At 44.4% G+C, this 26,602-nt stretch carries 24 protein-coding genes and 1 other annotated feature; of the genes, 16 read left to right on the forward strand and 8 right to left on the reverse strand.

Annotated elements, in window-relative coordinates; all coding sequences use genetic code 11:
* Positions 1–108 precede the first annotated feature (108 nt).
* From CVV77_RS12245 to motS, 4 genes are all read left to right on the forward strand, one after another.
* Entirely contained in the window at positions 109–1,185 is a 1,077-nt protein-coding gene (locus CVV77_RS12245) for a bifunctional 3-deoxy-7-phosphoheptulonate synthase/chorismate mutase (RefSeq protein ID WP_003223454.1), read from the forward strand.
* Between the two features lie 275 nt (positions 1,186–1,460).
* Complete coding sequence (gene ccpA / locus CVV77_RS12250; protein WP_003237907.1) at positions 1,461–2,465, forward strand: catabolite control protein A; 1,005 nt, start codon at positions 1,461–1,463, stop codon at positions 2,463–2,465.
* Between the two features lie 63 nt (positions 2,466–2,528).
* Positions 2,529–3,347 (forward strand): flagellar motor protein MotP, encoded by an 819-nt coding sequence (motP, locus tag CVV77_RS12255; RefSeq protein WP_060400050.1) that lies wholly within the window; start codon positions 2,529–2,531, stop codon positions 3,345–3,347.
* Positions 3,337–4,059 (forward strand): flagellar motor protein MotS, encoded by a 723-nt coding sequence (motS, locus tag CVV77_RS12260; RefSeq protein ID WP_100275520.1) that lies wholly within the window; start codon positions 3,337–3,339, stop codon positions 4,057–4,059. The genes motP and motS overlap by 11 nt, the downstream gene beginning before the upstream one ends.
* A gap of 11 nt (positions 4,060–4,070) precedes the next feature.
* Here the strand turns inward: motS and CVV77_RS12265 are convergent, their stop codons facing one another.
* Genes CVV77_RS12265 through acuA form a run of 3 tightly spaced genes read right to left on the reverse strand, consistent with a single transcriptional unit; the run spans position 4,071 to position 6,537 of the window.
* On the reverse strand, positions 4,071–5,237 hold the full coding sequence (locus CVV77_RS12265) for an acetoin utilization protein AcuC (protein WP_100275521.1): 1,167 nt from the start codon (positions 5,235–5,237) through the stop codon (positions 4,071–4,073).
* Entirely contained in the window at positions 5,234–5,878 is a 645-nt protein-coding gene (locus tag CVV77_RS12270; RefSeq protein ID WP_100275522.1) for an acetoin utilization AcuB family protein, read from the reverse strand. The genes CVV77_RS12265 and CVV77_RS12270 overlap by 4 nt, the downstream gene beginning before the upstream one ends.
* Positions 5,879–5,904: 26 nt before the next feature.
* Positions 5,905–6,537 (reverse strand): acetoin utilization protein acetyltransferase AcuA, encoded by a 633-nt coding sequence (acuA, locus tag CVV77_RS12275; RefSeq protein ID WP_019259193.1) that lies wholly within the window; start codon positions 6,535–6,537, stop codon positions 5,905–5,907.
* 159 nt (positions 6,538–6,696) lie between these two features.
* On the opposite strand from acuA, the gene acsA reads away from it, so the two are divergent.
* The 3 genes from acsA to sr7p all read left to right on the forward strand — a co-directional run bounded on the left by acsA (position 6,697) and on the right by sr7p (position 10,284).
* Positions 6,697–8,415: an acetate--CoA ligase gene (gene acsA, locus CVV77_RS12280; RefSeq protein ID WP_100275523.1), complete on the forward strand. Its 1,719-nt coding sequence runs from the start codon at positions 6,697–6,699 to the stop codon at positions 8,413–8,415.
* A gap of 54 nt (positions 8,416–8,469) precedes the next feature.
* Positions 8,470–8,707 (forward strand) — a binding site (T-box leader).
* A gap of 50 nt (positions 8,708–8,757) precedes the next feature.
* Positions 8,758–10,026, forward strand: a complete 1,269-nt coding sequence (tyrS, locus tag CVV77_RS12290; protein WP_019259191.1) for a tyrosine--tRNA ligase — start codon at positions 8,758–8,760, stop codon at positions 10,024–10,026.
* Positions 10,027–10,155: 129 nt separating this feature from the next.
* Positions 10,156–10,284 carry a small protein SR7P gene (sr7p, locus tag CVV77_RS22400; RefSeq protein ID WP_003237888.1) on the forward strand — a complete coding sequence of 43 codons (129 nt, stop codon included), beginning with the start codon at positions 10,156–10,158 and terminating at the stop codon, positions 10,282–10,284.
* 21 nt (positions 10,285–10,305) lie between these two features.
* Here the strand turns inward: sr7p and rpsD are convergent, their stop codons facing one another.
* The gene (rpsD, locus tag CVV77_RS12295) at positions 10,306–10,908 is read right to left on the reverse strand and encodes a 30S ribosomal protein S4 (protein ID WP_003237886.1); all 603 of its coding nucleotides are present in this window, start codon (positions 10,906–10,908) and stop codon (positions 10,306–10,308) included.
* A 294-nt stretch (positions 10,909–11,202) separates the two neighbouring features.
* Here rpsD and CVV77_RS12305 point away from each other — a divergent pair, with 294 nt between their 5' ends.
* Entirely contained in the window at positions 11,203–12,942 is a 1,740-nt protein-coding gene (locus CVV77_RS12305; RefSeq protein WP_084992907.1) for a diguanylate cyclase domain-containing protein, read from the forward strand.
* A gap of 37 nt (positions 12,943–12,979) precedes the next feature.
* Here CVV77_RS12305 and CVV77_RS12310 read toward each other — a convergent pair whose 3' ends face one another.
* A complete protein-coding gene (locus tag CVV77_RS12310) occupies positions 12,980–13,471 on the reverse strand; it encodes a GAF domain-containing protein (RefSeq protein ID WP_100275524.1) in 492 nt (163 codons plus the stop codon).
* 126 nt (positions 13,472–13,597) lie between these two features.
* On the opposite strand from CVV77_RS12310, the gene refZ reads away from it, so the two are divergent.
* Complete coding sequence (refZ, locus tag CVV77_RS12315) at positions 13,598–14,221, forward strand: transcriptional regulator RefZ (RefSeq protein WP_019259189.1); 624 nt, start codon at positions 13,598–13,600, stop codon at positions 14,219–14,221.
* On the opposite strand, the gene hisJ is transcribed toward refZ, so the two are convergent.
* Positions 14,218–15,024 (reverse strand): histidinol-phosphatase HisJ, encoded by an 807-nt coding sequence (gene hisJ / locus CVV77_RS12320; protein ID WP_003237875.1) that lies wholly within the window; start codon positions 15,022–15,024, stop codon positions 14,218–14,220. The two genes, refZ and hisJ, sit on opposite strands and share 4 nt — an antisense overlap.
* Positions 15,025–15,220: 196 nt before the next feature.
* On the opposite strand from hisJ, the gene ezrA reads away from it, so the two are divergent.
* Positions 15,221–16,909, forward strand: a complete 1,689-nt coding sequence (ezrA, locus tag CVV77_RS12325; protein WP_100275525.1) for a septation ring formation regulator EzrA — start codon at positions 15,221–15,223, stop codon at positions 16,907–16,909.
* 93 nt (positions 16,910–17,002) lie between these two features.
* Here ezrA and brnQ read toward each other — a convergent pair whose 3' ends face one another.
* Positions 17,003–18,340: a branched-chain amino acid transport system II carrier protein gene (brnQ, locus tag CVV77_RS12330; RefSeq protein WP_019259186.1), complete on the reverse strand. Its 1,338-nt coding sequence runs from the start codon at positions 18,338–18,340 to the stop codon at positions 17,003–17,005.
* Positions 18,341–18,534: 194 nt separating this feature from the next.
* Here brnQ and CVV77_RS12335 point away from each other — a divergent pair, with 194 nt between their 5' ends.
* The 5 genes from CVV77_RS12335 (at position 18,535) to CVV77_RS12355 (ending at position 24,566) form a co-directional block, all read left to right on the forward strand.
* A complete protein-coding gene (locus CVV77_RS12335) occupies positions 18,535–19,680 on the forward strand; it encodes a cysteine desulfurase family protein (protein WP_100275526.1) in 1,146 nt (381 codons plus the stop codon).
* A 3-nt stretch (positions 19,681–19,683) separates the two neighbouring features.
* Entirely contained in the window at positions 19,684–20,889 is a 1,206-nt protein-coding gene (thiI, locus tag CVV77_RS12340; protein WP_100275527.1) for a tRNA uracil 4-sulfurtransferase ThiI, read from the forward strand.
* A 91-nt stretch (positions 20,890–20,980) separates the two neighbouring features.
* On the forward strand, positions 20,981–21,190 hold the full coding sequence (sspA, locus tag CVV77_RS12345) for an alpha type acid-soluble spore protein SspA (RefSeq protein ID WP_003223491.1): 210 nt from the start codon (positions 20,981–20,983) through the stop codon (positions 21,188–21,190).
* Between the two features lie 179 nt (positions 21,191–21,369).
* Positions 21,370–22,959, forward strand: a complete 1,590-nt coding sequence (mbcS, locus tag CVV77_RS12350; RefSeq protein ID WP_084992919.1) for an acyl-CoA synthetase MbcS — start codon at positions 21,370–21,372, stop codon at positions 22,957–22,959.
* A gap of 20 nt (positions 22,960–22,979) precedes the next feature.
* Positions 22,980–24,566: an amidohydrolase gene (locus CVV77_RS12355; protein ID WP_100275528.1), complete on the forward strand. Its 1,587-nt coding sequence runs from the start codon at positions 22,980–22,982 to the stop codon at positions 24,564–24,566.
* A 35-nt stretch (positions 24,567–24,601) separates the two neighbouring features.
* Here the strand turns inward: CVV77_RS12355 and CVV77_RS12360 are convergent, their stop codons facing one another.
* Entirely contained in the window at positions 24,602–25,405 is an 804-nt protein-coding gene (locus tag CVV77_RS12360) for an NAD kinase (RefSeq protein WP_003237863.1), read from the reverse strand.
* Between the two features lie 185 nt (positions 25,406–25,590).
* Between CVV77_RS12360 and sppA the strand changes: the two genes are divergently transcribed.
* Positions 25,591–26,598, forward strand: a complete 1,008-nt coding sequence (gene sppA / locus CVV77_RS12365; protein WP_100275529.1) for a signal peptide peptidase SppA — start codon at positions 25,591–25,593, stop codon at positions 26,596–26,598.
* Positions 26,599–26,602 lie beyond the last annotated feature (4 nt).

Consider the following 26,602-nt stretch of genomic DNA (forward strand, 5'->3'; position numbering starts at 1 on the left):
TTTTTATAAAATTTTTTGTATTTCAGTATTTCCATTTGGAATTACTTATAGTAAGATGCATGATAACTACAAAATAAAAAATGAATGTGCAGGGAAAGGATGAAAAAAATGAGCAACACAGAATTAGAGCTTTTAAGGCAGAAAGCAGACGAATTAAATCTACAAATTCTAAAATTAATCAACGAACGCGGAAATGTTGTAAAAGAGATCGGTAAAGCGAAGGAAGCACAGGGTGTCAATCGATTTGACCCTGTCAGAGAACGCACAATGTTAAACAACATCATTGAAAACAATGACGGGCCGTTCGAAAATTCTACCATCCAGCACATTTTTAAAGAGATATTCAAAGCCGGTTTAGAGCTTCAGGAAGAAGATCACAGCAAAGCGCTGCTTGTCTCCCGCAAGAAAAAACCTGAAGATACAATTGTTGATATCAAGGGTGAAAAAATCGGAGACGGCCAGCAAAGATTCATCGTCGGTCCATGCGCAGTAGAGAGCTACGAGCAGGTGGCTGAAGTGGCTGCAGCTGCGAAAAAACAAGGAATTAAAATTTTGCGTGGGGGAGCCTTTAAGCCTCGTACGAGCCCATACGATTTCCAAGGGCTTGGAGTTGAAGGTCTTCAAATTTTAAAACGTGTAGCGGACGAATTTGATCTGGCAGTTATCAGTGAAATTGTAACACCGGCTCATATCGAAGAAGCGCTGGACTACATTGATGTCATTCAAATCGGAGCACGCAACATGCAAAACTTCGAATTGCTGAAAGCGGCCGGCGCAGTGAAAAAGCCAGTGCTTCTGAAGCGCGGACTTGCTGCAACGATCTCTGAATTCATCAATGCGGCTGAATACATCATGTCACAAGGAAACGACCAAATCATCCTTTGTGAGCGCGGTATCAGAACATACGAAACAGCAACGAGAAATACGCTGGATATTTCTGCTGTGCCGATTTTGAAACAAGAAACGCATTTGCCGGTCTTTGTTGATGTAACGCATTCAACTGGCCGCCGCGACCTCTTGCTTCCGACAGCTAAAGCTGCTTTAGCGATCGGCGCAGACGGCGTAATGGCTGAGGTTCACCCTGATCCGTCAGTCGCACTTTCTGACTCTGCTCAGCAAATGGCGATTCCTGAATTCGAAAAATGGCTGAATGAACTGAAACCAATGGTGAAAGTCAACGCTTAATTGAACAATACAAAAGGCCGCGTCTGCGGCCTTTTTTTATGCTTTCTCGTTTATTTAGTTATAAAACCCAAGTATACGTTTTCATCATCTATAAAAACGTGTATAATTTCATGAGAAGTATTTAAATTTGATGAATAATGAAAAATAATGTACACTACTGACTTACGCTTACAAATCATAAACGACATAAATTCGGACATTATGACATTTCTCTACATAAAGTGTTTATGCTATAGATAAGGATAAGTGTATCCAGTAAAAGGAGTGGTTTTAGGATGAGCAATATTACGATCTACGATGTAGCGAGAGAAGCTAATGTAAGCATGGCAACCGTTTCCCGTGTCGTGAACGGCAACCCGAATGTAAAACCGACAACGCGGAAAAAAGTCTTGGAAGCCATTGACCGTCTCGGCTACCGTCCAAACGCGGTGGCAAGAGGGCTGGCAAGCAAAAAAACAACAACTGTAGGTGTCATCATTCCAGATATCTCAAGCATTTTCTATTCAGAGCTTGCACGCGGAATTGAAGATATCGCGACAATGTATAAATACAACATCATTTTGAGCAACTCTGACCAAAACCTGGAGAAAGAGCTGCACCTGTTAAACACAATGCTCGGCAAACAAGTGGACGGCATCGTGTTTATGGGCGGAAACATTACGGACGAGCATGTTGCGGAATTTAAACGCTCCCCAGTACCGATTGTACTTGCCGCTTCTGTAGAAGAGCAGGGGGAAACACCGTCAGTCGCCATCGATTACGAACAGGCGATTTATGATGCAGTTAAGCTTTTGGTTGATAAAGGACATACAGAAATTGCATTCGTATCTGGACCAATGACAGAACCGATCAACCGCTCGAAAAAACTCCAAGGCTACAAACGTGCGCTTGAAGAAGCGAACCTTCCGTTTAATGAACAATTTGTCGCTGAAGGGGATTACACATATGATTCCGGACTTGAAGCGCTGCAGCATTTGATGAGCCTGGACAAAAAACCGACAGCCATTCTTTCTGCAACTGATGAAATGGCACTCGGCATTATCCATGCCGCTCAGGATCAAGGCTTATCAATTCCTGAGGATCTCGACATTATCGGCTTTGATAATACAAGATTAAGCCTCATGGTTCGTCCGCAGCTTTCAACAGTTGTTCAGCCGACATATGATATTGGCGCCGTTGCGATGAGACTGCTGACAAAGCTCATGAATAAAGAGCCGGTTGAAGAGCATATCGTCGAACTGCCGCACCGTATAGAGTTAAGACAGTCAACCAAGTCATAAGAAAAACAAGAGAGCAAGCTTCACCTCTAAGGTGAATTCTTGCTTTTTTCATGGGGAGAAATGATGAAACGTTTTGATTATCTTACACCTGTTGGTTTTGTGTTAGGAACGATTATTATTGTGATCGGAATTATTTCGGGATCGGGAGTAAGCGGTTTCCGCTCTTTTCTTGATCTAACCTCTTTCTTCATCGTAACAGGGGGGCTTTGCGCCGCTGTTTTTATCAGTTTTCCGCCGAAAGAGCTGAAAAAAGCGCCGTCTGTGTTAAAGCAGGCATTTATCCGCCAGGAAGACAATGTGAAAGATCTTGTGAAAACCTTTGTCTCTCTTTCTGATCATGCGCGAAAACACGGGCTTTTATCATTGGATGATCAGGCTCGGGAGATCAAAGATCCATTCTTGAAAAAAGGGCTGCTTTTAGCAATTGACGGCTGGGATGAAGAAACGATTCGGCTCGTCATGGACTCAGAAATCGCAGCAATGGAGGAACGGCACCGCAAAGGACGGCGTGTTTTTGAAAAAGCGGGTGAATTCGCTCCGGCATGGGGCATGATCGGAACGCTCGTCGGGCTCGTGCTGATGCTCAAAAACTTAAATGATCCACAAATGCTTGGACCGAATATGGCCGTTGCGCTTCTGACGACCTTATATGGGTCATTGCTGGCAAACATGGTGTTCAACCCGATTGCGGCTAAGCTCGAAGAAAAAACAGAAAGTGAAATCTTCATCAAGCAGGTAATGGTTGAGGGCATTATCGGAATCCAATCCGGTAAAAACCCTCGCAATCTCGAAAGCCAGCTTGTCGTTTTCAGCTCCCGGGAAGAATGGCAGAAGCAGCCGAATCAAGTAAAAACAAAAAAGGGATCTGTACATGAAGCTTAGAAGAGAACGTTTTGAAAGAAGGAATGGAAGCGGGAAAAACAGTCAATCTTCATCCAGCTGGATGGTCACCTTTACAGATCTGATTACCTTGATCCTTGTGTTCTTTATTTTACTTTTTTCGATGTCCCAAATCGATCTGCAAAAATTTAAAGCCGCAGTCGACTCGATCCAAAAGGAAGGCCGCGGGCTCCAGCCGGACCAAACGTCCATAGAAAAAAAGGATACATCCCCAGCCGATGCGGAGAAGCAAGAGGATCAGCAGGATCAGCTTCTCAAGAAAGTAAATACATATATAAAAGACAATCATTTGAAGGCCACAGCCAAACGGGATGAACGCGGTGTCGTGCTCGTTCTGCAGGAGGCTGTGCTGTTTGATACAGGTGAGGCAAAGGTGCTGAAAAATGCCGAAACACTTCTTCACCAAATTGCCGTTCTTCTTCAAACCATTCCAAATGACATTCAGGTGGAGGGCCATACAGACAGCCGAAATATTTCGACATACCGATACCCGTCTAACTGGGAGCTGTCAGCAGCACGGGCGAGCGGAGTCATTCAATATTTCACATCAAAAGAGAATCTTCCATCGAAGCGCTTTATCGCTGTCGGTTATGCGGATACAAAGCCTGTAAAGGATAACAAGACAAACGAACACATGAAGGAAAACCGGCGTGTGGAAATTGTGATCAAAAAATCAAAAACGACCTCTTCGTGAAGGTCGTTTTTTTACTTTGTTCTTTGCTGCTGCTCAGATCGTATTGCATATAATGCTTTGCTGACAGTTTGAGCATTTTTTTCTGTAATTTCGGGCTTGCGGGGTATTGGAGGATATAAATCGTCCGGATCGCTCCAGCTGGACGGAAGGGTAACAGGGCATTGTTTTTGCCACTTAGCGATCCATTCGGGCGGGATATCGCGTCCGGGATCAATTCCCTTCATTTCAAGCCAGATTCTGGCCCAGGCGCGGGGCACGACACGCCAAATATCATATCCGCCGCCTCCGACTGCAATCCATTTTCCTCCGCAATATTGATGCGCTAAAGTGTGTGCAAGCCGGGGAATTTCTTCGTATATGTTGATAGTCGCAGATAAATGCGTCAGCGGGTCATAGTAATGGGCATCGGCGCCGTTTTGGCTGATAATGACATCCGGCTGAAAATAAGCGGCGACTTCTGAAGTTGCTGTCTGGTAAGCTTCAAGAAAAGAATCATCCTCTGTAAAAGCGTCAAGCGGGATATTAAAAGAATAGCCATATCCTTTTCCACTGCCTTTTTCCTGGACTTGGCCGGTTCCGGGGAATAAATACCTTCCTGTTTCATGAATGGACAGCGTGCATACGTCAGGGTTATCGTAAAACGTAAATTGCACACCGTCCCCGTGGTGGGCGTCGGTATCAATATAAAGTACCCTGGCGCTGTATTTTTTCTGGATATATTGAATCGCCACAGCGCTGTCATTATATATGCAAAACCCTGAAGCTCTCCCCCGAAAGCCGTGATGAAGGCCTCCTCCAAGGTTGGCCGCATGCAGGGCTTGTCCCGACATTACCCAGTCTGCGGCCGTTAAGGTGCCGCCGACTAAGAGTGATGCAGCTTCATGCATGCCTGCAAAGACAGGTGTATCTTCTGTGCCGAGCCCGTAGCTTTCTCCTTCTTCAGCGGGAAGTTTTCCTCCACCTGCAAGCTTTACCGCCTGAATGTAATCGTCTGTGTGGACAAGGGCAAGCTCCTCTTCAGCCGCGAGTCTTGGACTGACAATGTCTCCATCATCAAAGGCATTGATCGTCTTAAGCAAATCGTATGTTAACAGAACCCTCTGCTGATTAAATGGATGTTCCTGATGAAACATATAGGTTTGATAGGATGGAGAATAGATAAATACGCTGTCTCTCATAGCAGATCCCTTTGCTCTGACGGCCAGACGACGTGGTGACCATTTCTTTGTAATGCCTGCAAAAACGGCAGCGGATTCATCGTTTTTACACGGAAGACAAGCACTTTCACACCGGGATCATCATGCGGATAGACAAGCACACTCAATATTTTCACTTGAAGTTCTTGGCAAAGGCTGCTGATTTGCGCAAGGCTTTTGGTGATGTCGTTTACTTTTATTTCAATTTGCGACCCCGGCTGGTCAGCGCCAGTCAATTTGACAAATGTCCGCAGCAAATCCGTTTTTGTCAAAATGCCTATTAATTTTTGATGCTTTACCACTGGAAGACAGCCGATGCCATGCTCGTAGAACACGGCAGATATTTCTTCGACAAAATCAAGCGGGTGGGCGCAGACGACATCTTTTTTCATAATTGAATCTACTCTTCGTGTGAGAAATCGGCTTCGTTTGCTTTCTTCAAAAATACTCGGGCTGGCCTGTTTCATGTCTCTGTCTGTAATCATGCCGATCACATGGCGGTCTTCATCTACAACAGGCAGATGCCTGATATGGAATTCCTTCAGTTTGCATATGGCTGTTTCAAGCGTATCCGTCTTCGTTAATGTAATGACATCCCTTTTCATGATTTGCTCAACAATCATTATTTTTTCCCCTTTGTCAGTGTCAGTTAATACATAAAACGATGATAAAAACGGAGCCTGTCAAATTGTTCAATTGATTCCTGGCTGACGTTTTTTCCGATGCGTGCCATCAGACAGTTTGCAGGGTGGGAGCTGATCTCTGGCTCATCCGTCGCAAACCAGACCAATCCGCCTGCATTCATCATCTTCTCCATGAGCTTTCTGTATTCCCACACATCTTTTTTCATTCCTTTTAAATCCCAATGCCAGTAATATTCCGTTGTCATCACAATATAGTTTTCCATTTGCTCATCCATCATGCTGACGGTCAGAAGCGTCTTACCGACAGAACATCCCCGATAGGCCGGCGCCACCTCGATGGCCCCGAGCTCAAGCAAATCCTCCATATTTCCTTCAGACCATCTTTCGAGCGGGTCAGGATATAAATACGTCACATAGCCGACAATGGTTCGGCCGTCTCTGGCGATGATAATGCGCCCCTCGGGAAGGCCGGCAATGTCGACTAGCGCTTCATGCTGCTCGCGGGGCGGGCGAAATGCGGTTAAATCCTTATGAAACTCATAACCTGCCAAATCCTCTTGAGAGACAGGCCCTTCTATCAGTAAGGAGCCGGTTGCTGTTTTGATGTTTGCTGAATGGTATGTTTTATGATGTTCCACTGATCCACCGTCCCATCAATTCTTATAAAAATACATGCCTTCTTTAAGAATAACAAATTATAAAGCGTTTTCAATATGGTTTATATTTTAAAAATTGAGAAGAATATGAATATATACTATAATAAATGTGACAACTTCAGCAAAGGGGGATGTTTGGGCATGAATTTGAAAGCGTTACCAGCAGTGGAAGGGGATTATCATTTAAAAAACTATGAAGAAACGTACCGGCATTTTGATTGGACCGAGGCAGAGAAACATTTCTCCTGGCATGAGACAGGGAAACTGAATGCGGCATATGAAGCGATTGACCGCCATGCCGAATCGTTTCGAAAAAACAAAGTAGCGCTTTATTATAAAGACGCAAACCGGGATGAAAAATACACATTTAAAGAAATGAAGGATGAATCAAACAGAGCCGGGAATGTGCTGAAACGGTATGGAAATGTGGAAAAAGGGGACCGCGTTTTTATTTTTATGCCGAGATCACCCGAGCTTTATTTTATTATGCTGGGTGCTATCAAAATTGGCGCCATCGCCGGGCCGCTGTTCGAAGCATTTATGGAGGGAGCGGTGAAGGACCGGCTTGAAAACAGTGAGGCGAAGGTTGTTGTCACGACGCCTGAGCTGCTGGAGAGAATACCGGCTGACAAACTGCCTCACTTACAGCATATATTCGTAGTCGGCGGAGAGGCTGAGAGCGGCACAAACATCATCAATTATGATGAAGCAGCAAAGCGGGAGAGCACAAGACTGGATATCGAATGGATGGACAAAAAAGACGGCTATCTGCTTCACTATACATCGGGTTCTACCGGAACGCCAAAGGGTGTGCTTCATGTCCATGAAGCGATGATTCAGCAATATCAGACAGGAAAGTGGGTCCTTGATTTACAGGAAGAAGACATTTACTGGTGCACAGCTGATCCGGGCTGGGTGACAGGTACGGTATACGGCATTTTTGCACCGTGGCTGAACGGAGCGACAAATGTCATCGTCGGCGGACGTTTCAGCCCGGAAAGCTGGTATGGAACGATTGAGCAGCTTGGCGTCAATGTCTGGTACAGCGCGCCGACCGCTTTTCGGATGCTGATGGGTGCGGGAGATGAGATGGCTGCGAAATATGATCTAACCTCACTCCGGCATGTGCTCAGTGTCGGAGAGCCGTTAAATCCGGAAGTCATCAGATGGGGGCATAAAGTCTTTAACAAACGAATCCACGATACGTGGTGGATGACAGAAACGGGCAGCCAGCTCATCTGCAACTATCCTTGCATGGATATCAAACCGGGTTCAATGGGTAAGCCGATTCCCGGTGTGGAGGCAGCAATCGTTGACAATCAGGGCAACGAGCTTCCGCCGTATCGAATGGGCAATCTCGCCATTAAAAAGGGCTGGCCTTCCATGATGCATACCATTTGGAATAACCCTGAAAAGTACGAATCGTATTTCATGCCGGGCGGCTGGTATGTGTCTGGCGATTCTGCTTACATGGATGATGAGGGATATTTCTGGTTCCAAGGCAGAGTTGATGATGTCATTATGACCTCCGGTGAACGCGTCGGCCCATTTGAAGTGGAAAGCAAGCTTGTCGAACATCCGGCCATTGCAGAAGCGGGCGTGATCGGAAAGCCCGATCCGGTGCGGGGAGAAATCATTAAAGCCTTTATCGCACTCAGAGAAGGATTTGAGCCGTCCGATAAACTGAAAGACGAGATCCGCCTATTTGTAAAGCAGGGTCTTGCAGCCCATGCGGCTCCGCGTGAGATTGAATTTAAAGATAAGCTTCCGAAAACCCGGAGCGGAAAGATCATGAGACGCGTGCTTAAGGCGTGGGAGCTTAATCTGCCGGCCGGAGATCTGTCAACGATGGAGGATTAAAAGGCGACGTTGACACGGGATTTTATTTATGTTAAAAATGAGATAGCTTCATATGAAAAGGTAAAGATTGAGACAAGTAGAATATCCTTACGTTCCAGAGAGCTGATGGCCGGTGAAAATCAGCACAGACGGATATATCGAATACACTCATGAACCGCTTTTGCAAACAAAGCCAGCCAGGCTTTCAGTAGTGAAAGAACGGACCTGATCCGTTATCAGGCAAAGTGATAAGACGAATGTTTTGCGTTCTCTTATTAGTAGGGTGGTACCGCGATAATCAATCGTCCCTTCGTGTAAACGAAGGGGCGTTTTTTATTTTAATCAAAAAAGGAGCTATATCTCATGACAAACTTACTTGAAGACTTATCCTTCCGCGGATTGATTCAGCAAATGACGGATGAAGAAGGATTAAATAAACAGCTGAATGAAGAAAAAATCCGCCTGTACTCAGGCTTTGATCCGACAGCAGACAGCTTGCATATCGGACACCTGCTGCCCATTTTAACACTCCGCCGTTTTCAGCTTGCGGGGCATCATCCGATTGCACTTGTGGGCGGCGCGACTGGTCTCATCGGCGATCCGAGCGGAAAAAAAGCGGAGCGTACATTAAACACTGCTGACATCGTATCCGAATGGTCCCAAAAAATTAAAAACCAGCTGTCCAGATTTCTTGATTTTGACGCAGCAGAAAACCCTGCTGTCATCGCGAACAACTATGACTGGATCGGCAAAATGAATGTGATTGACTTCCTTCGTGACGTCGGTAAAAACTTCGGCATCAATTACATGCTGGCAAAAGACACGGTTAGCTCAAGAATTGAATCCGGCATTTCATACACGGAATTCAGCTACATGATTCTTCAATCTTATGATTTCTTAAATCTGTACAGAGAGAAAAACTGTAAGCTGCAAATCGGCGGAAGTGATCAGTGGGGCAACATCACAGCGGGCCTTGAACTGATCAGAAAATCAGAAGAAGAAGGAGCAAAAGCGTTCGGTCTCACCATTCCGCTTGTCACAAAAGCAGACGGCACGAAGTTCGGAAAAACGGAAGGCGGCGCGATCTGGCTTGATAAAGAAAAAACATCGCCGTATGAGTTCTATCAATTCTGGATCAACACAGATGACCGTGACGTTGTCAAATACTTAAAATACTTTACGTTCCTATCAAAAGAGGAAATTGAAGCATACGCTGAGAAAACAGAAACGGCGCCTGAAAAGCGTGAAGCGCAAAAACGCTTGGCAGAAGAAGTGACAGCGCTCGTTCATGGACGCGAGGCGCTGAAGCAAGCCATCAATATTTCCCAAGCATTGTTCAGCGGCAATATTAAAGAGCTTTCTGCCCAAGACGTAAAAGTGGGCTTTAAAGATGTCCCTTCTATGGAAGCTGACATCAGCCAAGAGCTTTCACTTGTAGATGTATTGGTGCAATCTACATTATCTCCTTCAAAACGCCAAGCGCGTGAAGACATTCAAAACGGAGCTGTTTACATTAACGGCGAACGCCAAACGGAGATCAATTATATCCTATCGGCTGAAGACCGCATCGAAGATCAATTTACTGTTCTGCGCCGCGGAAAGAAAAAATACTTCCTTGTGACGTACAAATAAGAAAAAAGATCCTTTGCCTAACGGCAAAGGATCTTTTTTTGTTTATCGCATAGGAATGACAGGAAAAGAGTATATTAGATAGGGCAAACACGACCAGTCACCACCTTTTAACAGAAAGGAGCGCTCACCGTGAATCTCATGTGCACGATTGCAAAAGAAAGGCTGCAGCGGGATTATTGGGAGCAGCAGGCGCAGGAAAGTGTTGGCCGGCAAGAGGCAAAAGACGAATCAGACGATAAAAAAACCCCGACCGCATAGCGGCAGGGGTTTTTTAAACGATTAACGAGAGTAGAACTCAACGATAAGCGCTTCGTTAATTTCCGGAGCAAGTTCAGAACGCTCAGGAAGACGAGTGAAAGTACCTTCAAGCTTTTCAGCGTCGAAAGTAAGGTATTCAGGAACGAAGTTGTTCACTTCTACAGATTCTTTGATGATAGAAAGGTTTCTTGATTTTTCGCGAACACCGATTGTTTGGCCAGGTTTCACTAGGTAAGACGGGATGTCAACGCGGCTTCCGTCTACAAGAATGTGACCGTGGTTAACCAATTGGCGAGCTTGACGGCGAGTACGTGCTAAACCTAGCTTGTACACAACGTTATCAAGACGAGAATCTAAAAGAATCATGAAGTTTTCACCATGTTTACCAGCTAGTTTGCCAGCTCTGTCAAACAAAGTGCGGAATTGGCGTTCGTTTACACCGTACATGTGACGAAGCTTTTGCTTTTCTTGCAATTGCAAACCGTATTCTGATAATTTTTTACGTTGTCCTGGACCGTGTGGGCCTGGAGCGTAAGGGCGTTTTTCTAATTCTTTTCCTGTACCGCTAAGAGAGATTCCTAGACGGCGGGACAGTTTCCAAGATGGACCTGTATAGCGAGCCATAATGTGACTCCTCCTTTGGTTTTATTTTTGTGGAAAATAAAAACCGTCTGCTCTATTCGACCATGCACATTTTGTTTTCATGTATCCTCGCTCCAGCAGCAGAGAGTTACACGATACACCTTATGGATAAGGAACAAAATGAAAACATAGAAGCTGAACAAAAAGGCTGCAATATTTCACACAAAGGTCATTATATAATTTATTTGTTTTGAAGTCAACCATTCCTCCATTATTGATTCGCCGTTTATGATATAATAAACAAAAATTAGTGGTAAACTTTTAGGTGATAAAAACATGGTAGAACAAACAAAAGATCAATTATCCGCCTTTCATTATCATATGCTCGATTTTTTATTGACCAAATCTGAGAAAGTCACATTCACCGACTCTTTCATATGGCTGACTTCGGCTATTCAAACCTATTTTTCATCCCTTTGTATTTCGCTTACACCGTCACCATCAGACTCTGTGGCAAATGTGGCAGATGATGAAGTGCGTTTTTCCGCTTATAAAATAAACGCTTCATTTTATAAGATTGAGGACGTCTCTGGCAGGCGCTTTCACCTTACATGCAGACAGGATGGAGAGATTCCTGAAGGGCTTCCGGACGTGGTTGCTTCATTTTTAAACCAGTCAAAGAAACAGGAAAGACTCTATATCCAAACGATCTATCAAAAAAAGATATATAAAATGACTGAGCTGTTCCATTCACTGCTTGATCAGACAGAGGTGCTGAAGCAGCTTTTAGAAAGCTTAACCCGCACGTTTTCTCTGTTTAAGTTCTCTTTATTTATATCGCACGACCAAGATCAATGTTTAGGCGTTCCTGCAAAAGAGCTGTATATGGAAGGGGAAAAATCTGATTCCTTTGCGCTCAAAGTGTATTTGACCGGAGATATTTTGCGGAAAAATGAATCTGCCGCCTACATTCCGATAAAAGGACAGCAGGGAACGTACGGAGTTTTGATGGCTGAAGGAACGGGAGGCAGTTTTATTACTGACGCCTATCTTGATGAAATGTCGCTGATAGCAAACGCGGCAGGAAAAGCGTTTGAAAATGCCCAGCTCTATGAACAATCAAAAGCAAGCATCGCAAATTTGGAATTGATCAATGAAACGTCACGCCGCCTGAATCAGCGGCTGACGCTGACCGATACGATGAATGATCTGGCTGTGAGAATGGCAGAATCGTTCCAAGCGGAAGAAGTCGGTTTTTTTCATATAGACCATTTTGAAAACCTAACATTGCTCCCCGGCAGCACAGCGTTTTTCAAAGAAGCGAAGCCATCTGATTTTTATCATGAATTGAAAGAAAAGCTGTATGAAGGGGAAAAAGGGGTTTTTATCGGAAATGGCCAGTCTGTTTTCGGGAAGGCCGGCTACGGCTCCCTGATGGCTGTTCCAATGATTGAGAACGACAGGCTTTTAGGCTTTGCGGTTTTATTGAAACAGGAGATGTACGCTTTTACTTTTGAAATGTACAAGCTGTTTCAGGCGCTGATTCATCACGCGACACTGGCTGTAACCAACTCAATGCTCCGGGACCGCCTTGAGCATCTTGTCAAAACAGATCAGCTGACTGAGCTGTATTCAAGGGTGTATTTAGATGAAAAAATTCAATACAGCATGAAAATCCACCAAAAGGGTGTTTTTATTCTTGTTGATATAGATAATTTCAAGAATGTAAATGATACGTACGGACATCAGACTGGGGACGAGATTTTAATTCAAGTCGCTTCGGTGATTAAAAGCAACATCCGCAAGCATGATGTCGGCGCCCGCTGGGGAGGCGAGGAGCTGGCGATTTATTTGCCGAATGTGACGGTTGCGGTGGGAAAACGGATTACTGAGAGACTGGTTTATGCGGTCAGAAAAAACACGAAACCCGAGGTGACCATATCCTGCGGGATTTCCTGCTGGACGGCAGAAACAAGAAAGTCCCTAAAAGAGCTTGTGCATGAGGCTGATGAAGCGCTCTACAGCGCGAAACGAAACGGAAAAAACCGCATGATGGTTCACGAATCAATAAAATAAAAAAAGCCCAAAACAATATCAGTTTTGGGCTTTTATGTTACTGTGCTAACGCTTTTTCAAGCGTTTCGGCAAATTGTGATAAGTACTTTTCATCAATTTCGTCGAAACGGTTTTTTACTGGACTGTCGATGTCCAAGACGCCGACAACTTTTCCGCCTACATGAATCGGAAGCACAATTTCTGATTGAGAAGCCGCATCGCAGGCGATGTGTCCCGGAAACGCATGAACGTCCTCAACACGCTCCACTTTTCCGTTTGCATATGCTGTGCCGCAAACGCCTCTGCCGAAAGGAATCCGAACACATGCCGGCAGACCTTGGAACGGCCCTAACACAAGCTGTCCATCCTCTTCTTTGGCAAAATAGAAACCCGCCCAGTTCACTTCAGGCAACGTATGATAAAGGAGCGCTGAAGCATTTGCATAGTTTGCAATTTGGTCTGTTTCGTCTTCGGTCATGGCTTCGAGCTGTTTTAGCAGAAGCTGATAGTCTTTTTCTTTATCTCCAGATTGTTTTTCGACATGGAACATGGAAAACCCTCACTTTTTCTATAATATAAAACAAAGTTCCGGCTTTTCTGCCGGCATTTGTCGATAAGTTCTTACAGGAACAGCGGTCTTCTGCTTGAATAGTATCAAGAGGAAGGAGTGAGCCGAATGAAAGTAAGCACCAAAGACAAAATTATTGAATCTGCTGTCATGCTCTTTAACCAAAAAGGATTTTCTGGCACGTCTGTCCGTGAAATCGCAAAGTCAGCCGGTGTAAATGTTGCGCACATCTCCTACTATTTTAAAGGCAAAGGAGGTTTGATGGAACACTTAGTTTCAGAGTTTTACGAAGGCTACAACAAAACACTTGAAACAGCGGCAGGCAATATCTCTTCTCAAAGCACGCAGGAACAGCTGCTCCAATTGGTTTTCGATATTTTATCCTATCAGCATAATCATCGTCAATTAACTCGTTTTGTCTACCGGGAAGTCACGATCGACTCCACGTTAATCAGAGAAATTATGTCGACATATCTAATGAAGGAAAAGTATATCTTTCAGCTGATCATTGAGGAAGGAGAAAAACAGCGTGAACATTTAACGCTGCCGCTGCCTCATTTTATTCTCCAATTAAAATCTCTCTTGATGATGCCTTATCTCCAGCCTCAATATATTTCAGAAGTGCTCTACATGCAGCCGCACGAACCGTACTTTTATAAAATGTATTTTGAAGAAATCAAGATTTGGATCAGAAGCGTCTTCCGGACAGGAGACGTGGCGCTCATCAATTAACACTGCTCCAAAAACGCCTCATATGCGTATCCGACATCTCCCGCTTGATGGGCATCAGACCCGAACACAAGCGGGATCTTCTTTTGCTTCGCTTCATTCAGCATCCAATCCTCGATATAAATGCCGCCTGCGTATGTTTTTCTTAATCCGGAAGTATTGAAGTCGAGCTCCATTCCGTTTTCTTCAATGGCATGCAGGCACTGAGAAACGAGTCCGCGAATATGTTCAGACATGCTGTACGGAAACAGCTTGATGAATTTTTGGACGAGTGTGATGTGACCGACTCTTTTTGGCTTATAGCCGCCGAGAGATGCTACAATGGAAGAATAGATGCTGCGGTAATACTGTTCGTATACAGCTTCAATGCTTCCGCAGGCTGAAATCAGCTCTTGAAAGGTATGCTCATCATAATCAAGGCACAGATAGGAAGAACCTGCGCGCAAAAAATGAACGGATAAGATGCTGTCATCTAAATATGGCCCGTATGTGTCCAGAAATAATGTAATCTCATCTTCAAATTCAGCAATATAATCGACCTCAAGCCCCGTTCGTATGGTAAGCTGTCCGCGATATTCTTTTTTTAATCCGGAAATTTCATCGATATAGCGTTCCATAGAGGCTTGCGCCATCGCGCTGTCTTTTAGCGGCGTCGGATCAGTAAAAGAGGAAGGCAATGGGGCGTGTTCGGTAAAAGTAATCGATTTAAAGCCTTTCTTTAAGGCTTCTTCTGCATATTGTCTGAGTGTGTCATTTGAGCCGTGAGGGCAAAATGGTGTGTGAATATGCCCGTCTCGCTTTTGCATTGGCGTCACCCCGTGAAAAAATAGTCAAATCCTGCCGATTTTGCACAAAAAGTTTTTGATTTCTGGTCAAAAAATGTTGGTTACATGGTATCATAATAACAATGAAAACGACAGTTTTTCTCAATACATATCCTGAAATCTTTCTGAATAAATAAAACACCCTGACAGATTAAGGTTAACAGCAAGGGGGCTCATTATGGAGTTTGTCATTGGATTATTAATTGTACTGCTTGCGTTGTTTGCGGCAGGCTACTTTTTCAGGAAAAAAATCTACGCCGAAATCGACCGGCTGGAATCGTGGAAGATTGAAATTCTGAACCGGTCGATTGTGGAAGAAATGTCCAAAATCAAACATTTGAAAATGACGGGTCAGACAGAAGAGTTCTTTGAGAAGTGGCGTGAAGAATGGGATGAGATTGTCACAGCCCATATGCCGAAAGTTGAAGAGCTCCTTTATGATGCCGAGGAAAATGCAGACAAATACCGATTTAAAAAAGCCAATCAAGTGCTCGTTCATATCGACGACCTGCTGACAGCGGCCGAATCGAACATTGAAAAGATTCTGCGGGAAATCAGCGACCTTGTCACAAGTGAGGAAAAGAGCCGTGAAGAGATTGAACTGGTGAGAGAGCGCTATTCAAAATCGCGAAAAAACCTGCTGGCTTACAGCCATCTTTACGGGGAGCTTTATGACAGCCTTGAAAAGGATCTTGACGAAATTTGGAGCGGGATCAAACAATTTGAAGCAGAAACAGAAGGCGGAAACTATATTACCGCACGAAAAGTGCTGCTTGAACAGGAACGCAATCTTGAAAGGCTTCAGTCATACATAGATGACGTGCCGAAGCTGTTAGCGGACTGCAAGCAGACGGTGCCCGGCCAGATTGCAAAGCTCAAGGACGGCTATCGCGAAATGAAAGAGAAAGGGTATAAGCTTGAGCATATCCAGCTTGATAAGGAATTAGAAAATCTGTCAAATCAGTTGAAACGGGCGGAACATGTCTTGATGACTGAGCTGGATATTGATGAAGCGTCCGCAATCCTGCAGCTCATAGACGAAAATATTCAATCTGTTTATCAGCAGCTGGAGGGTGAAGTCGAAGCCGGCCAATCTGTGCTTAGCAAAATGCCTGAATTGATCATTGCTTATGACAAGCTGAAAGAAGAGAAAGAACATACAAAGGCGGAAACTGAGCTGGTGAAGGAAAGCTACAGACTGACAGCTGGCGAGCTCGGCAAACAGCAGGCCTTTGAAAAGCGCCTTGATGAGATTGGCAAGCTGCTCTCATCCGTTAAAGATAAGCTCGATGCAGAGCATGTCGCCTACTCTCTTTTAGTAGAAGAGGTTGCTTCAATAGAGAAGCAGATTGAAGAAGTGAAAAAAGATCATGCCGAATACCGTGGAAAGCTGCAAGCGCTGAGAAAAGAAGAGCTTCAGGCGAGAGAGACGCTCAGTAATTTGAAAAAAACAATTGCTGAGACAGCAAGACTGCTGAAGACAAGCAACATTCCAGGCATTCCGAGTCATATTCAAGAGATGCTGGAAAACGCGCATCATCACATTCAAGAAACAGTCAATCAATTAAACGAACTCCCTTTAAATATGGAAGAAGCCGGAGCCCATTTGAAGCAAGCAGAAGATATTGTCAACAGGGCAAGCCGGGAATCAGAGGAACTTGTCGAGCAGGTGATCCTCATTGAAAAAATCATTCAGTTCGGAAACCGGTTCAGAAGCCAGAATCATATTTTATCTGAACAGCTGAAAGAAGCGGAAAGACGTTTTTATGCTTTTGACTATGAAGATTCTTATGAAATTGCAGCTGCCGCTGTAGAGAAAGCTGCGCCAGGTGCAGTTGCAAAAATCAAAGCTGATATATCCGCTTAATCAATCACGATATGAAAAAGAGCCCGCATTGTAATAAGCGGGCTCTTTTTCCATTATAAAATGCCTGCGCAATAACGCAGGCGTTCTATGACATTAATTTATGTCTTTAAGCTGTTTGGATGGGCCAATAAATAAGGTAAGCACATAGCCGATAACCGCTCCGATGATTCCTGGAAGCAACCAGCCGATGCCGAGACTGTAAAGAGGAAGGTTCGCACTTAGAAACGCATCTAAAGATCCAAGTGAAAAGCCGGCTGCTTTGATGCCGTCTAAAATACTGAATAATCCTGTACCGATCAAGCATGCGATGTACACTTCGCGTCTTTCCTTAAAGAGCTTATCAATAAATGAAAGAACAATGATGACAATGGCAAGCGGATAGATAGCTGATAAAATAGGAACAGAAAACGCGATAATTTGCGCGAGTCCGAAATTCGCAATGATCAAGCTGAATAACGTGACAATCGTAACGACAATTTTATATGATAATGCCGGGATAAGCTTTGAAAAGTACTGGCCGCAAGAAGTGACAAGGCCGATGCTTGTTGTTAAACATGCGACTGTAATCGCTGAACCGAGTACGATGTTTCCTAATGAACCGAATAAATAATGGGAAGACGCAGATAGAATTTTAGCTCCTTCGCCAACAGGACCGATTGCGTTCGTGCTTGTTGCACCCAGGTATGCAAGGGATACATAAATGAATGTCAGTCCTAAAGCGGCAATCACACCCGCTTTAATACATGCAGCGGCAAGAGCTTTAGACTGTGTAACGCCTTTGCTTTTTACAGCATTTACAACAACAACACCAAATACGATTGAAGCAAGTGCGTCCATTGTTTTGTAGCCTTCTAAAAATCCTTTAAATACCGGTGTTCCTTTATATGCTTCTGTAACTGCACCCAATCCGCCCATCGGTGTAAAAATGGCTTTAAGAACAATCACTAAAATAATGGTGAATTTGATTGGAGTAAGAATTTTTCCGACCCGGTCCACAACCTTGGATGGGTTTAACGCTAAATAGTACGTAATTCCGAAAAAGATCAGTGTGAATACAAATAAAGAAAGTCTTTCTGGTACGCCAGTCAAAAACGGAACAGCGCCGATTTCATATGAAACAGTTCCTGTTCTCGGGATAGCAAATAATGGACCGATTGATAAATAAAGCACGACAGTAAAGATTGTGCCGAAAACAGGGTGTGCTTTATCAGCAAGTCCTTTAGCGTCCTTGCCGGTTAATGCGATGGCGATAATACCGAGAAGCGGCAGGCCTACCCCAGTCAGTAAAAATCCGCCGATGGCCTTCCAGACGTTGTGTCCGGCTGCTTGTCCAAGTTCCGGCGGATAAATCATATTTCCTGCTCCAAAGAATAACGCAAATAGCATGAAACCAATAATAATGGTATCTTTGACAGGCAGTGAGTGTTTCATGAAAAAAATCCTCCTAATAATTATGTTAAAATATTCTGTCAATTAATTGTCAGATAATATGACGAAACGAACAAATCTTATTATATGGTAAAAAATTTAGAAGTCAATACTAGTTTTTCGTAATTTTCTATTAAAATTTGTTATGGTAACATAAATATCATACCTTGTACCGCTTTCATAAAGGAGTAAAAAAGATGATATATTTAGATAATAGTTCAACGACGAAGCCTTACGATGAAGTCTTGAACGTGTATGAACAGACAAGCAGCCGATATTTTGGCAATCCTTCATCTTTGCACCGATATGGAGCCGAAACGGAACAGCTGCTTCAGGCAGCCAAAAATCAAATCAAAAGGTCCTTAGGCCTAAAAAAATATGATATTGTATTTACGTCAGGCGCCACAGAAGCCAACAATGCGGCTTTAAAAGGAGCGGCGTTGTCAAAAATAAAAACAGGCAAACATATCATAGCCACTTCTATCGAACATCCATCCGTTACGGAATCGTTAGAACAGCTGACAGAGCTATTCGGGTTTGACGTCACTTATCTTTCAGTGAATGAAGACGGATTTGTTTCAATAGAAGAATTAAAAAAAGCCATCCGTCCTGATACTGTGCTTGTCAGTATGATGCATGTGAACAATGAAGTCGGTTCCGTGCAGCCGATTGAAGCGGCAGGGGAAGTGCTGAAGAAGCACCCGAACATTTTGTTCCACGTCGATTATGTGCAGGGCATCTATAAAGTGCCATTGGCAATTGAAAAGGCTGGCATTGATCTGTGTTCAATTTCCGGGCATAAATTTCACGGGCTGAAGGGGACAGGCGCACTTATTGTAAAAGAAGGAACACGCCTTATCCCGCTGATAACGGGGGGCTCTCAGCAAAAAGGCATACGGGCCGGAACGGAACATACTGCTGGTGCAGTTTCACTTGCCAAAGCCATTAATCTTGCCGCAGCTGACTTTGAGACCCGGCTTGACACAATGGCTGCCGCAAAGGAATTGTTTATGAAGAGACTGAGTGAAACTGAAGGTGTCGTTGTCAACACGCCTCAACTAAATAGTGCGCCGCACATTATTAATTTCTCTGTTCCGGGGATTAAAGCAGAGGTGCTTTTACACATGCTTGAGGAACAGGATATATTCGTCTCAACAACATCGGCCTGCTCGGCAAAAGAACATAAACCCAGCAAAGTTCTCTTACAGATGGGTAAGGGAGAGCAAATTGCCGGAAGCAGCATTAGAATCAGCTTAAACTACAGCCAGACAAGCGATGTGGCAGAACCGTTTATGAACGCGCTGCGTCCTGGCATCAAAAAATTAAAGAAAATGATGAGGTAGAACATGAATTACGATCATATATTAATTCGTTTTGGGGAAATTTCGACCAAAGGCAAAAACAGAAAAAGCTTTATTGAGCGCTTAAAGCAAAACGTCAGACTCGTTTTGAAAGACTATCCGAACTTAAAATACTTTTCCAATCGGGACCGCATGACGATTACATTAAATGGAGAAGATCTAGAGGCTCTTTTTCCTCATTTAAAGCAGGTGTTTGGCATTCAAAGCTTCAGCCTGGCGATTAAGTGTGACAGCCGCCTTGATGATATTAAGGCAACTGCTCTGCAGGCGATCGAGGATCAGTATCAGCCTGGTGATACGTTTAAAGTCGCGACGAAGAGAGCCTATAAACAATTTGAATTAGATACAAATCAAATGAACGCTGAAATCGGCGGCCATATTTTGCGAAATACAGAAGGTTTGACGGTCGATGTCCGCAATCCTGACATCCCGCTCAGAATCGAAATCAGGGAGGAAGCGACCTTTTTGACGATTCGCGATGAAAAAGGTGCAGGCGGCCTGCCCGTTGGTTCAGCAGGCAAAGCGATGCTGATGCTTTCCGGCGGTTTTGACAGCCCTGTGGCCGGTTTTTATGCGATGAAACGGGGATTGTCGGTAGAAGCTGTTCATTTCTTCAGCCCGCCATACACAAGCGAGCGCGCAAAGCAAAAGGTCATGGATCTGGCAAAATGCCTGTCCCGCTTTGGGGGAAGCATGACGCTTCATATCGTTCCGTTTACAAAAACGCAAGAGCTCATCCAAAAACAAATTCCTGAGAACTACACAATGACGGCAACACGCCGCCTCATGCTTCAAATTGCCGACAGAATCAGAGAAAAGAGAAACGGGCTTGCCATCATTACGGGAGAAAGCCTCGGTCAGGTAGCGAGCCAAACGCTTGAAAGCATGTATGCGATTAATGCGGTGACGGCAACACCGATTTTGCGTCCGTTAGTCGGTATGGATAAAACAGAAATCATCGAAAAATCACGGGAAATCGGCACATATGAGACAAGTATTCAGCCGTTTGAAGACTGCTGCACGATCTTTACGCCGCCAAGCCCGAAAACACGTCCTAAAAAAGAAAAAATTGAACACTTTGAAAGCTTTGTTGATTTTGAGCCGTATATTCAAGAAGCGGTTGAAAACATTGAGACAATGACGCTGTATAGCGAACAAGAAGCAAACGATAAATTCACAGAACTCTTTTAATCAGCTCCGGTTCCTGTATACAATTACCAAAGTTTTTTTGAATGAAGCCATGTGTTTTAACACATTCTATACTCACAAGGAGGTGAGACACATGGCTAACAATAACTCAGGTAACAGCAACAACCTTTTAGTACCAGGAGCTGCTCAAGCTATCGACCAAATGAAATTAGAAATCGCTTCTGAATTCGGTGTAAACCTTGGAGCAGACACAACTTCTCGCGCTAACGGTTCTGTTGGAGGAGAGATCACAAAACGTCTTGTATCTTTTGCTCAACAAAACATGGGCGGAGGACAATTCTAATTTACAATTTCACATAATGGCTTAGGAGTGGGGTTATCCCCACTCTTTTTCATTTTATATATAAAAAAAAGGACCAGCGGCCTATAAAATCCTATGTTTACAGAGCTTGATTTTAGGCATATCCTTACGGAAAGAGCCTGTATTTATGTATAATGGGTGGAGAAAGTGAGGAGTTGTTCGTGTTAAAACGAGAAGATCTAATTGCCCCTAAGCAATATAATTTAGTAAATGAAATGGAAAAGTTCAGTGCCGCTGGACAAAAAACCGCCCTTCTATGGGAGGATGAGTCAGGCAAGCAAGAATCTTGGTCATATGAAAAGCTGATGGAAGAAACAAATAAAATCGGAGCGGCTTTGGCTGACCTTGGATTTAAAAAGGGAGACAAGCTGATTGTAATGGTTCCGCGGGTGCTTGAAGCCTATGCTGTTTATTTGGCTATCCTGAAATCAGGAATGGTAGTCATTCCATGCTCTGAAATGCTTCGTGCGAAAGATCTTGAATACCGGATTGAACATGCCGAAGTGAAAGGCGCTATCGTCTATTCTGCATTTATCGGCGCTTTCCGTGATGTCAGTACTGCTGACAAACTGATTAAGCTCTCTATTGGCGAAAACGATGCCGGCTGGAAAAATCTCTTATCGATTGAAGCGGACGGAAGCCAATTCCAAACAGCAGACACAACAAGAGATGATATGGCTTTCTTATCTTATACATCCGGAACAACAGGTCAGCCTAAAGGTGTTGTACATACACATGGTTGGGCATTTGCTCATTTAAAAACATCTGCCGGCGCTTGGCTTGATATTTCTGAAAAGGATACCGTCTGGGCGACTGCTGCTCCTGGCTGGCAAAAGTGGGTGTGGAGCCCGTTTTTAGCGGTACTCGGCAGCGGAGCAACGGGTTTTGTGTACCACGGAAGATTCAAAGCAGAAAAATATTTAGAACTTTTAAACCGGTACAAAATCAATGTCTTCTGCTGTACGCCGACGGAATACCGCTTAATGGCGAAGGTCGAAGGCTTAGACCGCTATGATCTTTCTGCCCTGCACAGCGCCGTTTCCGCAGGCGAGCCGCTCAACCGTGAAGTCATTGATGTTTTTCAAAAGCACTTCGGCATTAAGGTGCGGGACGGATATGGCCAAACAGAAAGCACGCTTTTAGTCGGTGTCTTAAAAGATATGGATATTAAACCTGGAAGCATGGGAAAACCGACACCGGGAAATCAGGTGGAGATCATTAATGAAGACGGTGAAATCTGCAAACCTGGTGAGGTTGGAGATATCGCTGTTCACCTCAGCACGCCGGCGCTCTTTAAAGAATATTATAAAGATCCGGATAGAATGAAAACACAAATTCGCGGCGATTATTTCCTAACAGGAGACAGAGCAAAAAAAGATGAGGATGGTTACTTTTGGTTTGAAAGCCGAAATGACGATATCATTATCAGCTCCGGCTACACGATCGGGCCATTCGAAGTGGAAGACGCACTCGTTAAGCACCCTGAAGTAAAAGAATGTGCTGTTGTCGCAAGCCCTGATGAAATCAGAGGTTCCATCGTTAAGGCGTACGTTGTCCTGCAAGATCACGAAAAACGCAGTGATGAGCTTGTCAAAATTCTGCAAAATCATGTCAAGACCATTACCGCTCCATACAAATATCCTAGAGAGATAGAATTTGTGGAAAGCCTGCCGAAAACGGCTTCTGCAAAAATCAGACGAGTGGAATTAAGAAAACGTGAAGAACAGCTCAAAGCCAATAAAAAGGCGTAAAAGAAAGAGAGTGAACGTGAATGAAGGCGATATGGCACGGCGGTTTCATTTATACGATGCTCGAAGAAGGCGATCGGACAGAGGCAGTTTATGTTGAGGATGGTGTCATAAAGGGCATCGGCAGCTATGAGCTTCTGAAGAAAAAGTACGGGTCTCCGGAAACAGAAGAAATCAGTCTGGACGGGGCAGTGATGTTTCCCGGATTTGTCGACAGCCATTTACATTTGATCGGCCACGGGGAGAAACAGCTTCAGCTCGATCTGTCTGCACTGACGTCGAAGGAAGCTATTTTGCAGGCTGCGAAGGAAAGAGAGGGGCAGCTGCCTGAAGGCGATTGGCTCATTGGAGAGGGCTGGAATGAAAATCAGTTTGAGACACCGGACTATTTGACTAAGCATGATCTTGATCGTTTATTTCCCGACAGGCCCGTCTTGCTCAAGCGAATCTGCCGGCATGCGATAGCTGTCAATTCTGCTGCACTTCAAGCGGCAGGGATTTCACAAAGTACTCCTGACCCTGACGGCGGAGTCATCGTAAAAGATACAAATGGCGAGCCGATCGGGCTTCTGTTTGATAAGGCTCAGGATTTGATTCTGAAGGCTGTCCCGTCAGTCTCCCAGCACTATGTTGATGAGGCGCTTACGGCTGCGATAGAAGATTGCTGGACGAAAGGCCTGACGGGCGGACATTCGGAAGACTTGTCCTATTATGGTGATGCTTCGGTGCCGATGAAAGCTTATGGGAAAGCTGCCGCCAGCGGAAAGTATCCGTTCCGCTGTCATTTGCTCGTTCATCACGAAGCAGTCGATCGCTGGGAGCAGCTGGAGAAGCCATCCGGTCCGTATGTGGAGTTCGGTGCGATGAAAATCTTTGCTGACGGAGCGCTTGGCGGAAGAACGGCTTTATTAAAAGAACCATATCAGGACGATCCATCCACTAATGGTGTTCAAGTTCATGATGATGAAACCCTTGGCCGGCTCATTCAAAAAGCGAGAGAAAAAGGCATGGAGGTTGCCGTTCATGCAATCGGCGATTTAGCTTTTGAAAAAGTGCTGAATGCAATTGAGAAGCATCCACCCCGAAACGGTCGGCATGATCGGCTGATTCATGCCCAAGTGCTGGATGATGAATTAATCGAAAAAGCAGCACGCATGCCGATCGCGCTTGATCTTCAGCCTCATTTCGTTGCCAGTGATTTTCCGTGGGTCATTGACCGACTTGGAAAAGACCGGATGAACACAGCCTTTGCGTGGAAAACGCTCATGTCTAAAGGCATTTTATGCGCGGGCGGCTCAGACGCACCGATTGAGCCAGTTGACCCGCTTCTTGGCATTCAGTCCGCGGTGCTCCGGAAAAGCAGCCACGAGCCAAATGGTCCGAGCTATAATGAAAGCGAATGTTTAACTGTGTATGAAGCGATTAAGCTCTATACAGAGGGAAGCGCCGGGATCATTTATAAAGAGAAGTCACGCGGAAAAATTGCCGAAGGCTATGACGCGGATTTTACGGTTCTAAGTGACGATCCGTTTACAATTGATCCTGCACAGCTTCATCTTTTAGACATTAAAAAAACCGTGATCAACGGTCAGATTGTATATGAGAAATAATAAAAGGACAGGCAGCTGCCTGTCCTTTTCATTTCCTATAAAAAAGTACGCTTCACTTTCTCCCAAAATGAATTGTCCTTTAGTTTGACTGTTTTGATTTTCTTATCAGACAGTTTAATTTCGATCGTTTTCACGTTTCTCGTACTGAGTGCTTCATTGTCCAAGCCGATGATCGGGTGCTCATTGCCGTCTTGCACCACTCGAAGGGTCAGCTTTCGGTCAGAGCTAAGGACAAATGGCGAGCCGAGTGTCCGGTAGGTGTTATTGTTCAGGGAAGCAAGCTCAGATACCTGCATACATGGGAGCAGCGGATCAACAACCGCTCCTGCAACGGACTTGTTATATGCAGTGCTGCCTGTAGGTGTTGAGATAATCATTCCGTCTCCTCTAAATGTTTCAAAGTGCAGATCATCGATCAGCACGTCCATCACAAAGGTTTTTATGATGCTTGAACGGATGGAAACCTCGTTTAAGCAGTGAAAAGGGCTGGCGTTATCGACTGTCACTTCAATCAGCGGATATTTTCTGACTTCAATTTGTTCAAACGTCATCGCATCGACCATTTTTTCACGCTCATCACTATGAAAGTCGCAATATAAATGAGCTTTCCCCTTTTTGGTAATGCCGACGTACAAGCAGTCATCACGGAAATTCGTCTTTCTGACTGCCTGCAAAAATGTGCCGTCCCCGCCAATGCTTGCGATAATATTGGCGTCTGAGTGCTGATTCACAACGGTAAATCCATACTCTTCAGCCAATTGCGTTAAGGAGCTGACTTGTTCGTTTGTTTCCTGGTCCTGCTTGTGAAAAAAATAAACATTACGGCGTTGATCGGTCATATCCCATTTCCCCTTTGCTGTTATATTTAAGTTTTTCTGCCATCCAGTATTTGTGATAAAATACCTTTGGCCATAAGTGTACCACGTTTGCCGGCAGCCCGTTAAGCCGGAGCTTTCTCATCAATTGAAACATTTTTCATATTGAATCGTATAATGAGAGAGTTTGGGAAAAGGAGGAGAAAAAAATGAATGCAAAAAGATGGATCGCATTAGTTATTGCCTTGGGGATTTTCGGCGTGTCTATCATCGTCAGTATCTCAATGAGTTTCTTTGAAAGCGTCAAAGGGGCTCAAACGGATCTCACATCACTGACGGATGAATCGCAGGAAAAGACGCTGGAAAATGGCAGTCTCTCAAGTAAAATTGCCGTATTGGAGGTCAGCGGCACCATTCAGGATAATGGGGATTCAAGCAGTCTGCTCGGTTCAGACGGATATAACCACAGAACGTTCTTAAAAAACCTTGAACGTGCAAAAGATGACAAGGCAGTCAAAGGCATTGTTCTGAAGGTGAATTCTCCGGGCGGCGGAGTATATGAAAGTGCTGAAATACATAAGAAGCTGGAAGAAATCAAGAAAGAAACGAAAAAACCGATTTACGTGTCGATGGGATCGATGGCAGCATCCGGCGGTTATTATATCTCAACGGCGGCTGATAAAATTTTTGCGACACCGGAAACTCTGACTGGGTCACTCGGTGTCATTATGGAAAGCGTCAATTATTCAAAGCTTGCTGATAGCCTCGGCATTTCTTTTGAAACGATTAAGAGCGGGGTTCATAAGGACATTATGTCTCCTTCCCGTGAGATGACGAAAGAAGAAAAGAACATCATGCAATCCATGGTTGATAATTCGTATGAAGGCTTTGTTGATGTCATTTCTGATGGCCGCGGCATGTCGAAAGCAGAGGTAAAGAAAATTGCGGACGGACGCGTGTATGACGGACGCCAGGCGAAAAAACTGAATCTCGTTGATGAGCTTGGTTTTTATGACGATACCATTTCAGCGATGAAAAAGGATCATAAGGATTTGAAAAACGCCTCTGTCATTTCTTACGAGGAAAGCTTCGGTTTAGGCTCACTGTTTACCATGGGCGCGAACAAAATGTTTAAGAGTGAAATCGATTTTCTGAACATGAGAGAAATTCTTTCTCAATCCGGTTCGCCAAGAATGATGTATCTCTATGCGAAGTAGGAGG

The sequence above is a fragment of the Bacillus sp. SN1 genome, from assembly GCF_002796895.1.
GTDB classification, from domain to species: domain Bacteria; phylum Bacillota; class Bacilli; order Bacillales; family Bacillaceae; genus Bacillus; species Bacillus inaquosorum.

What these genes read in the sequence shown, in the direction of transcription:
- CVV77_RS12245 (WP_003223454.1), top strand. Translation starts at nt 109, where the DNA reads ATGAGCAACACAGAATTAGAGCTTTTAAGGCAGAAAGCAGACGAATTA.
- ccpA (WP_003237907.1), top strand. Translation starts at nt 1,461, where the DNA reads ATGAGCAATATTACGATCTACGATGTAGCGAGAGAAGCTAATGTAAGC.
- motP (WP_060400050.1), top strand. Translation starts at nt 2,529, where the DNA reads ATGAAACGTTTTGATTATCTTACACCTGTTGGTTTTGTGTTAGGAACG.
- motS (WP_100275520.1), top strand. Translation starts at nt 3,337, where the DNA reads ATGAAGCTTAGAAGAGAACGTTTTGAAAGAAGGAATGGAAGCGGGAAA.
- CVV77_RS12265 (WP_100275521.1), bottom strand. Translation starts at nt 5,237, where the DNA reads ATGAGAGACAGCGTATTTATCTATTCTCCATCCTATCAAACCTATATG.
- CVV77_RS12270 (WP_100275522.1), bottom strand. Translation starts at nt 5,878, where the DNA reads ATGATTGTTGAGCAAATCATGAAAAGGGATGTCATTACATTAACGAAG.
- acsA (WP_100275523.1), top strand. Translation starts at nt 6,697, where the DNA reads ATGAATTTGAAAGCGTTACCAGCAGTGGAAGGGGATTATCATTTAAAA.
- tyrS (WP_019259191.1), top strand. Translation starts at nt 8,758, where the DNA reads ATGACAAACTTACTTGAAGACTTATCCTTCCGCGGATTGATTCAGCAA.
- rpsD (WP_003237886.1), bottom strand. Translation starts at nt 10,908, where the DNA reads ATGGCTCGCTATACAGGTCCATCTTGGAAACTGTCCCGCCGTCTAGGA.
- CVV77_RS12305 (WP_084992907.1), top strand. Translation starts at nt 11,203, where the DNA reads ATGGTAGAACAAACAAAAGATCAATTATCCGCCTTTCATTATCATATG.
- CVV77_RS12310 (WP_100275524.1), bottom strand. Translation starts at nt 13,471, where the DNA reads ATGTTCCATGTCGAAAAACAATCTGGAGATAAAGAAAAAGACTATCAG.
- refZ (WP_019259189.1), top strand. Translation starts at nt 13,598, where the DNA reads ATGAAAGTAAGCACCAAAGACAAAATTATTGAATCTGCTGTCATGCTC.
- hisJ (WP_003237875.1), bottom strand. Translation starts at nt 15,024, where the DNA reads ATGCAAAAGCGAGACGGGCATATTCACACACCATTTTGCCCTCACGGC.
- ezrA (WP_100275525.1), top strand. Translation starts at nt 15,221, where the DNA reads ATGGAGTTTGTCATTGGATTATTAATTGTACTGCTTGCGTTGTTTGCG.
- brnQ (WP_019259186.1), bottom strand. Translation starts at nt 18,340, where the DNA reads ATGAAACACTCACTGCCTGTCAAAGATACCATTATTATTGGTTTCATG.
- CVV77_RS12335 (WP_100275526.1), top strand. Translation starts at nt 18,535, where the DNA reads ATGATATATTTAGATAATAGTTCAACGACGAAGCCTTACGATGAAGTC.
- thiI (WP_100275527.1), top strand. Translation starts at nt 19,684, where the DNA reads ATGAATTACGATCATATATTAATTCGTTTTGGGGAAATTTCGACCAAA.
- sspA (WP_003223491.1), top strand. Translation starts at nt 20,981, where the DNA reads ATGGCTAACAATAACTCAGGTAACAGCAACAACCTTTTAGTACCAGGA.
- CVV77_RS12355 (WP_100275528.1), top strand. Translation starts at nt 22,980, where the DNA reads ATGAAGGCGATATGGCACGGCGGTTTCATTTATACGATGCTCGAAGAA.
- CVV77_RS12360 (WP_003237863.1), bottom strand. Translation starts at nt 25,405, where the DNA reads ATGACCGATCAACGCCGTAATGTTTATTTTTTTCACAAGCAGGACCAG.
- sppA (WP_100275529.1), top strand. Translation starts at nt 25,591, where the DNA reads ATGAATGCAAAAAGATGGATCGCATTAGTTATTGCCTTGGGGATTTTC.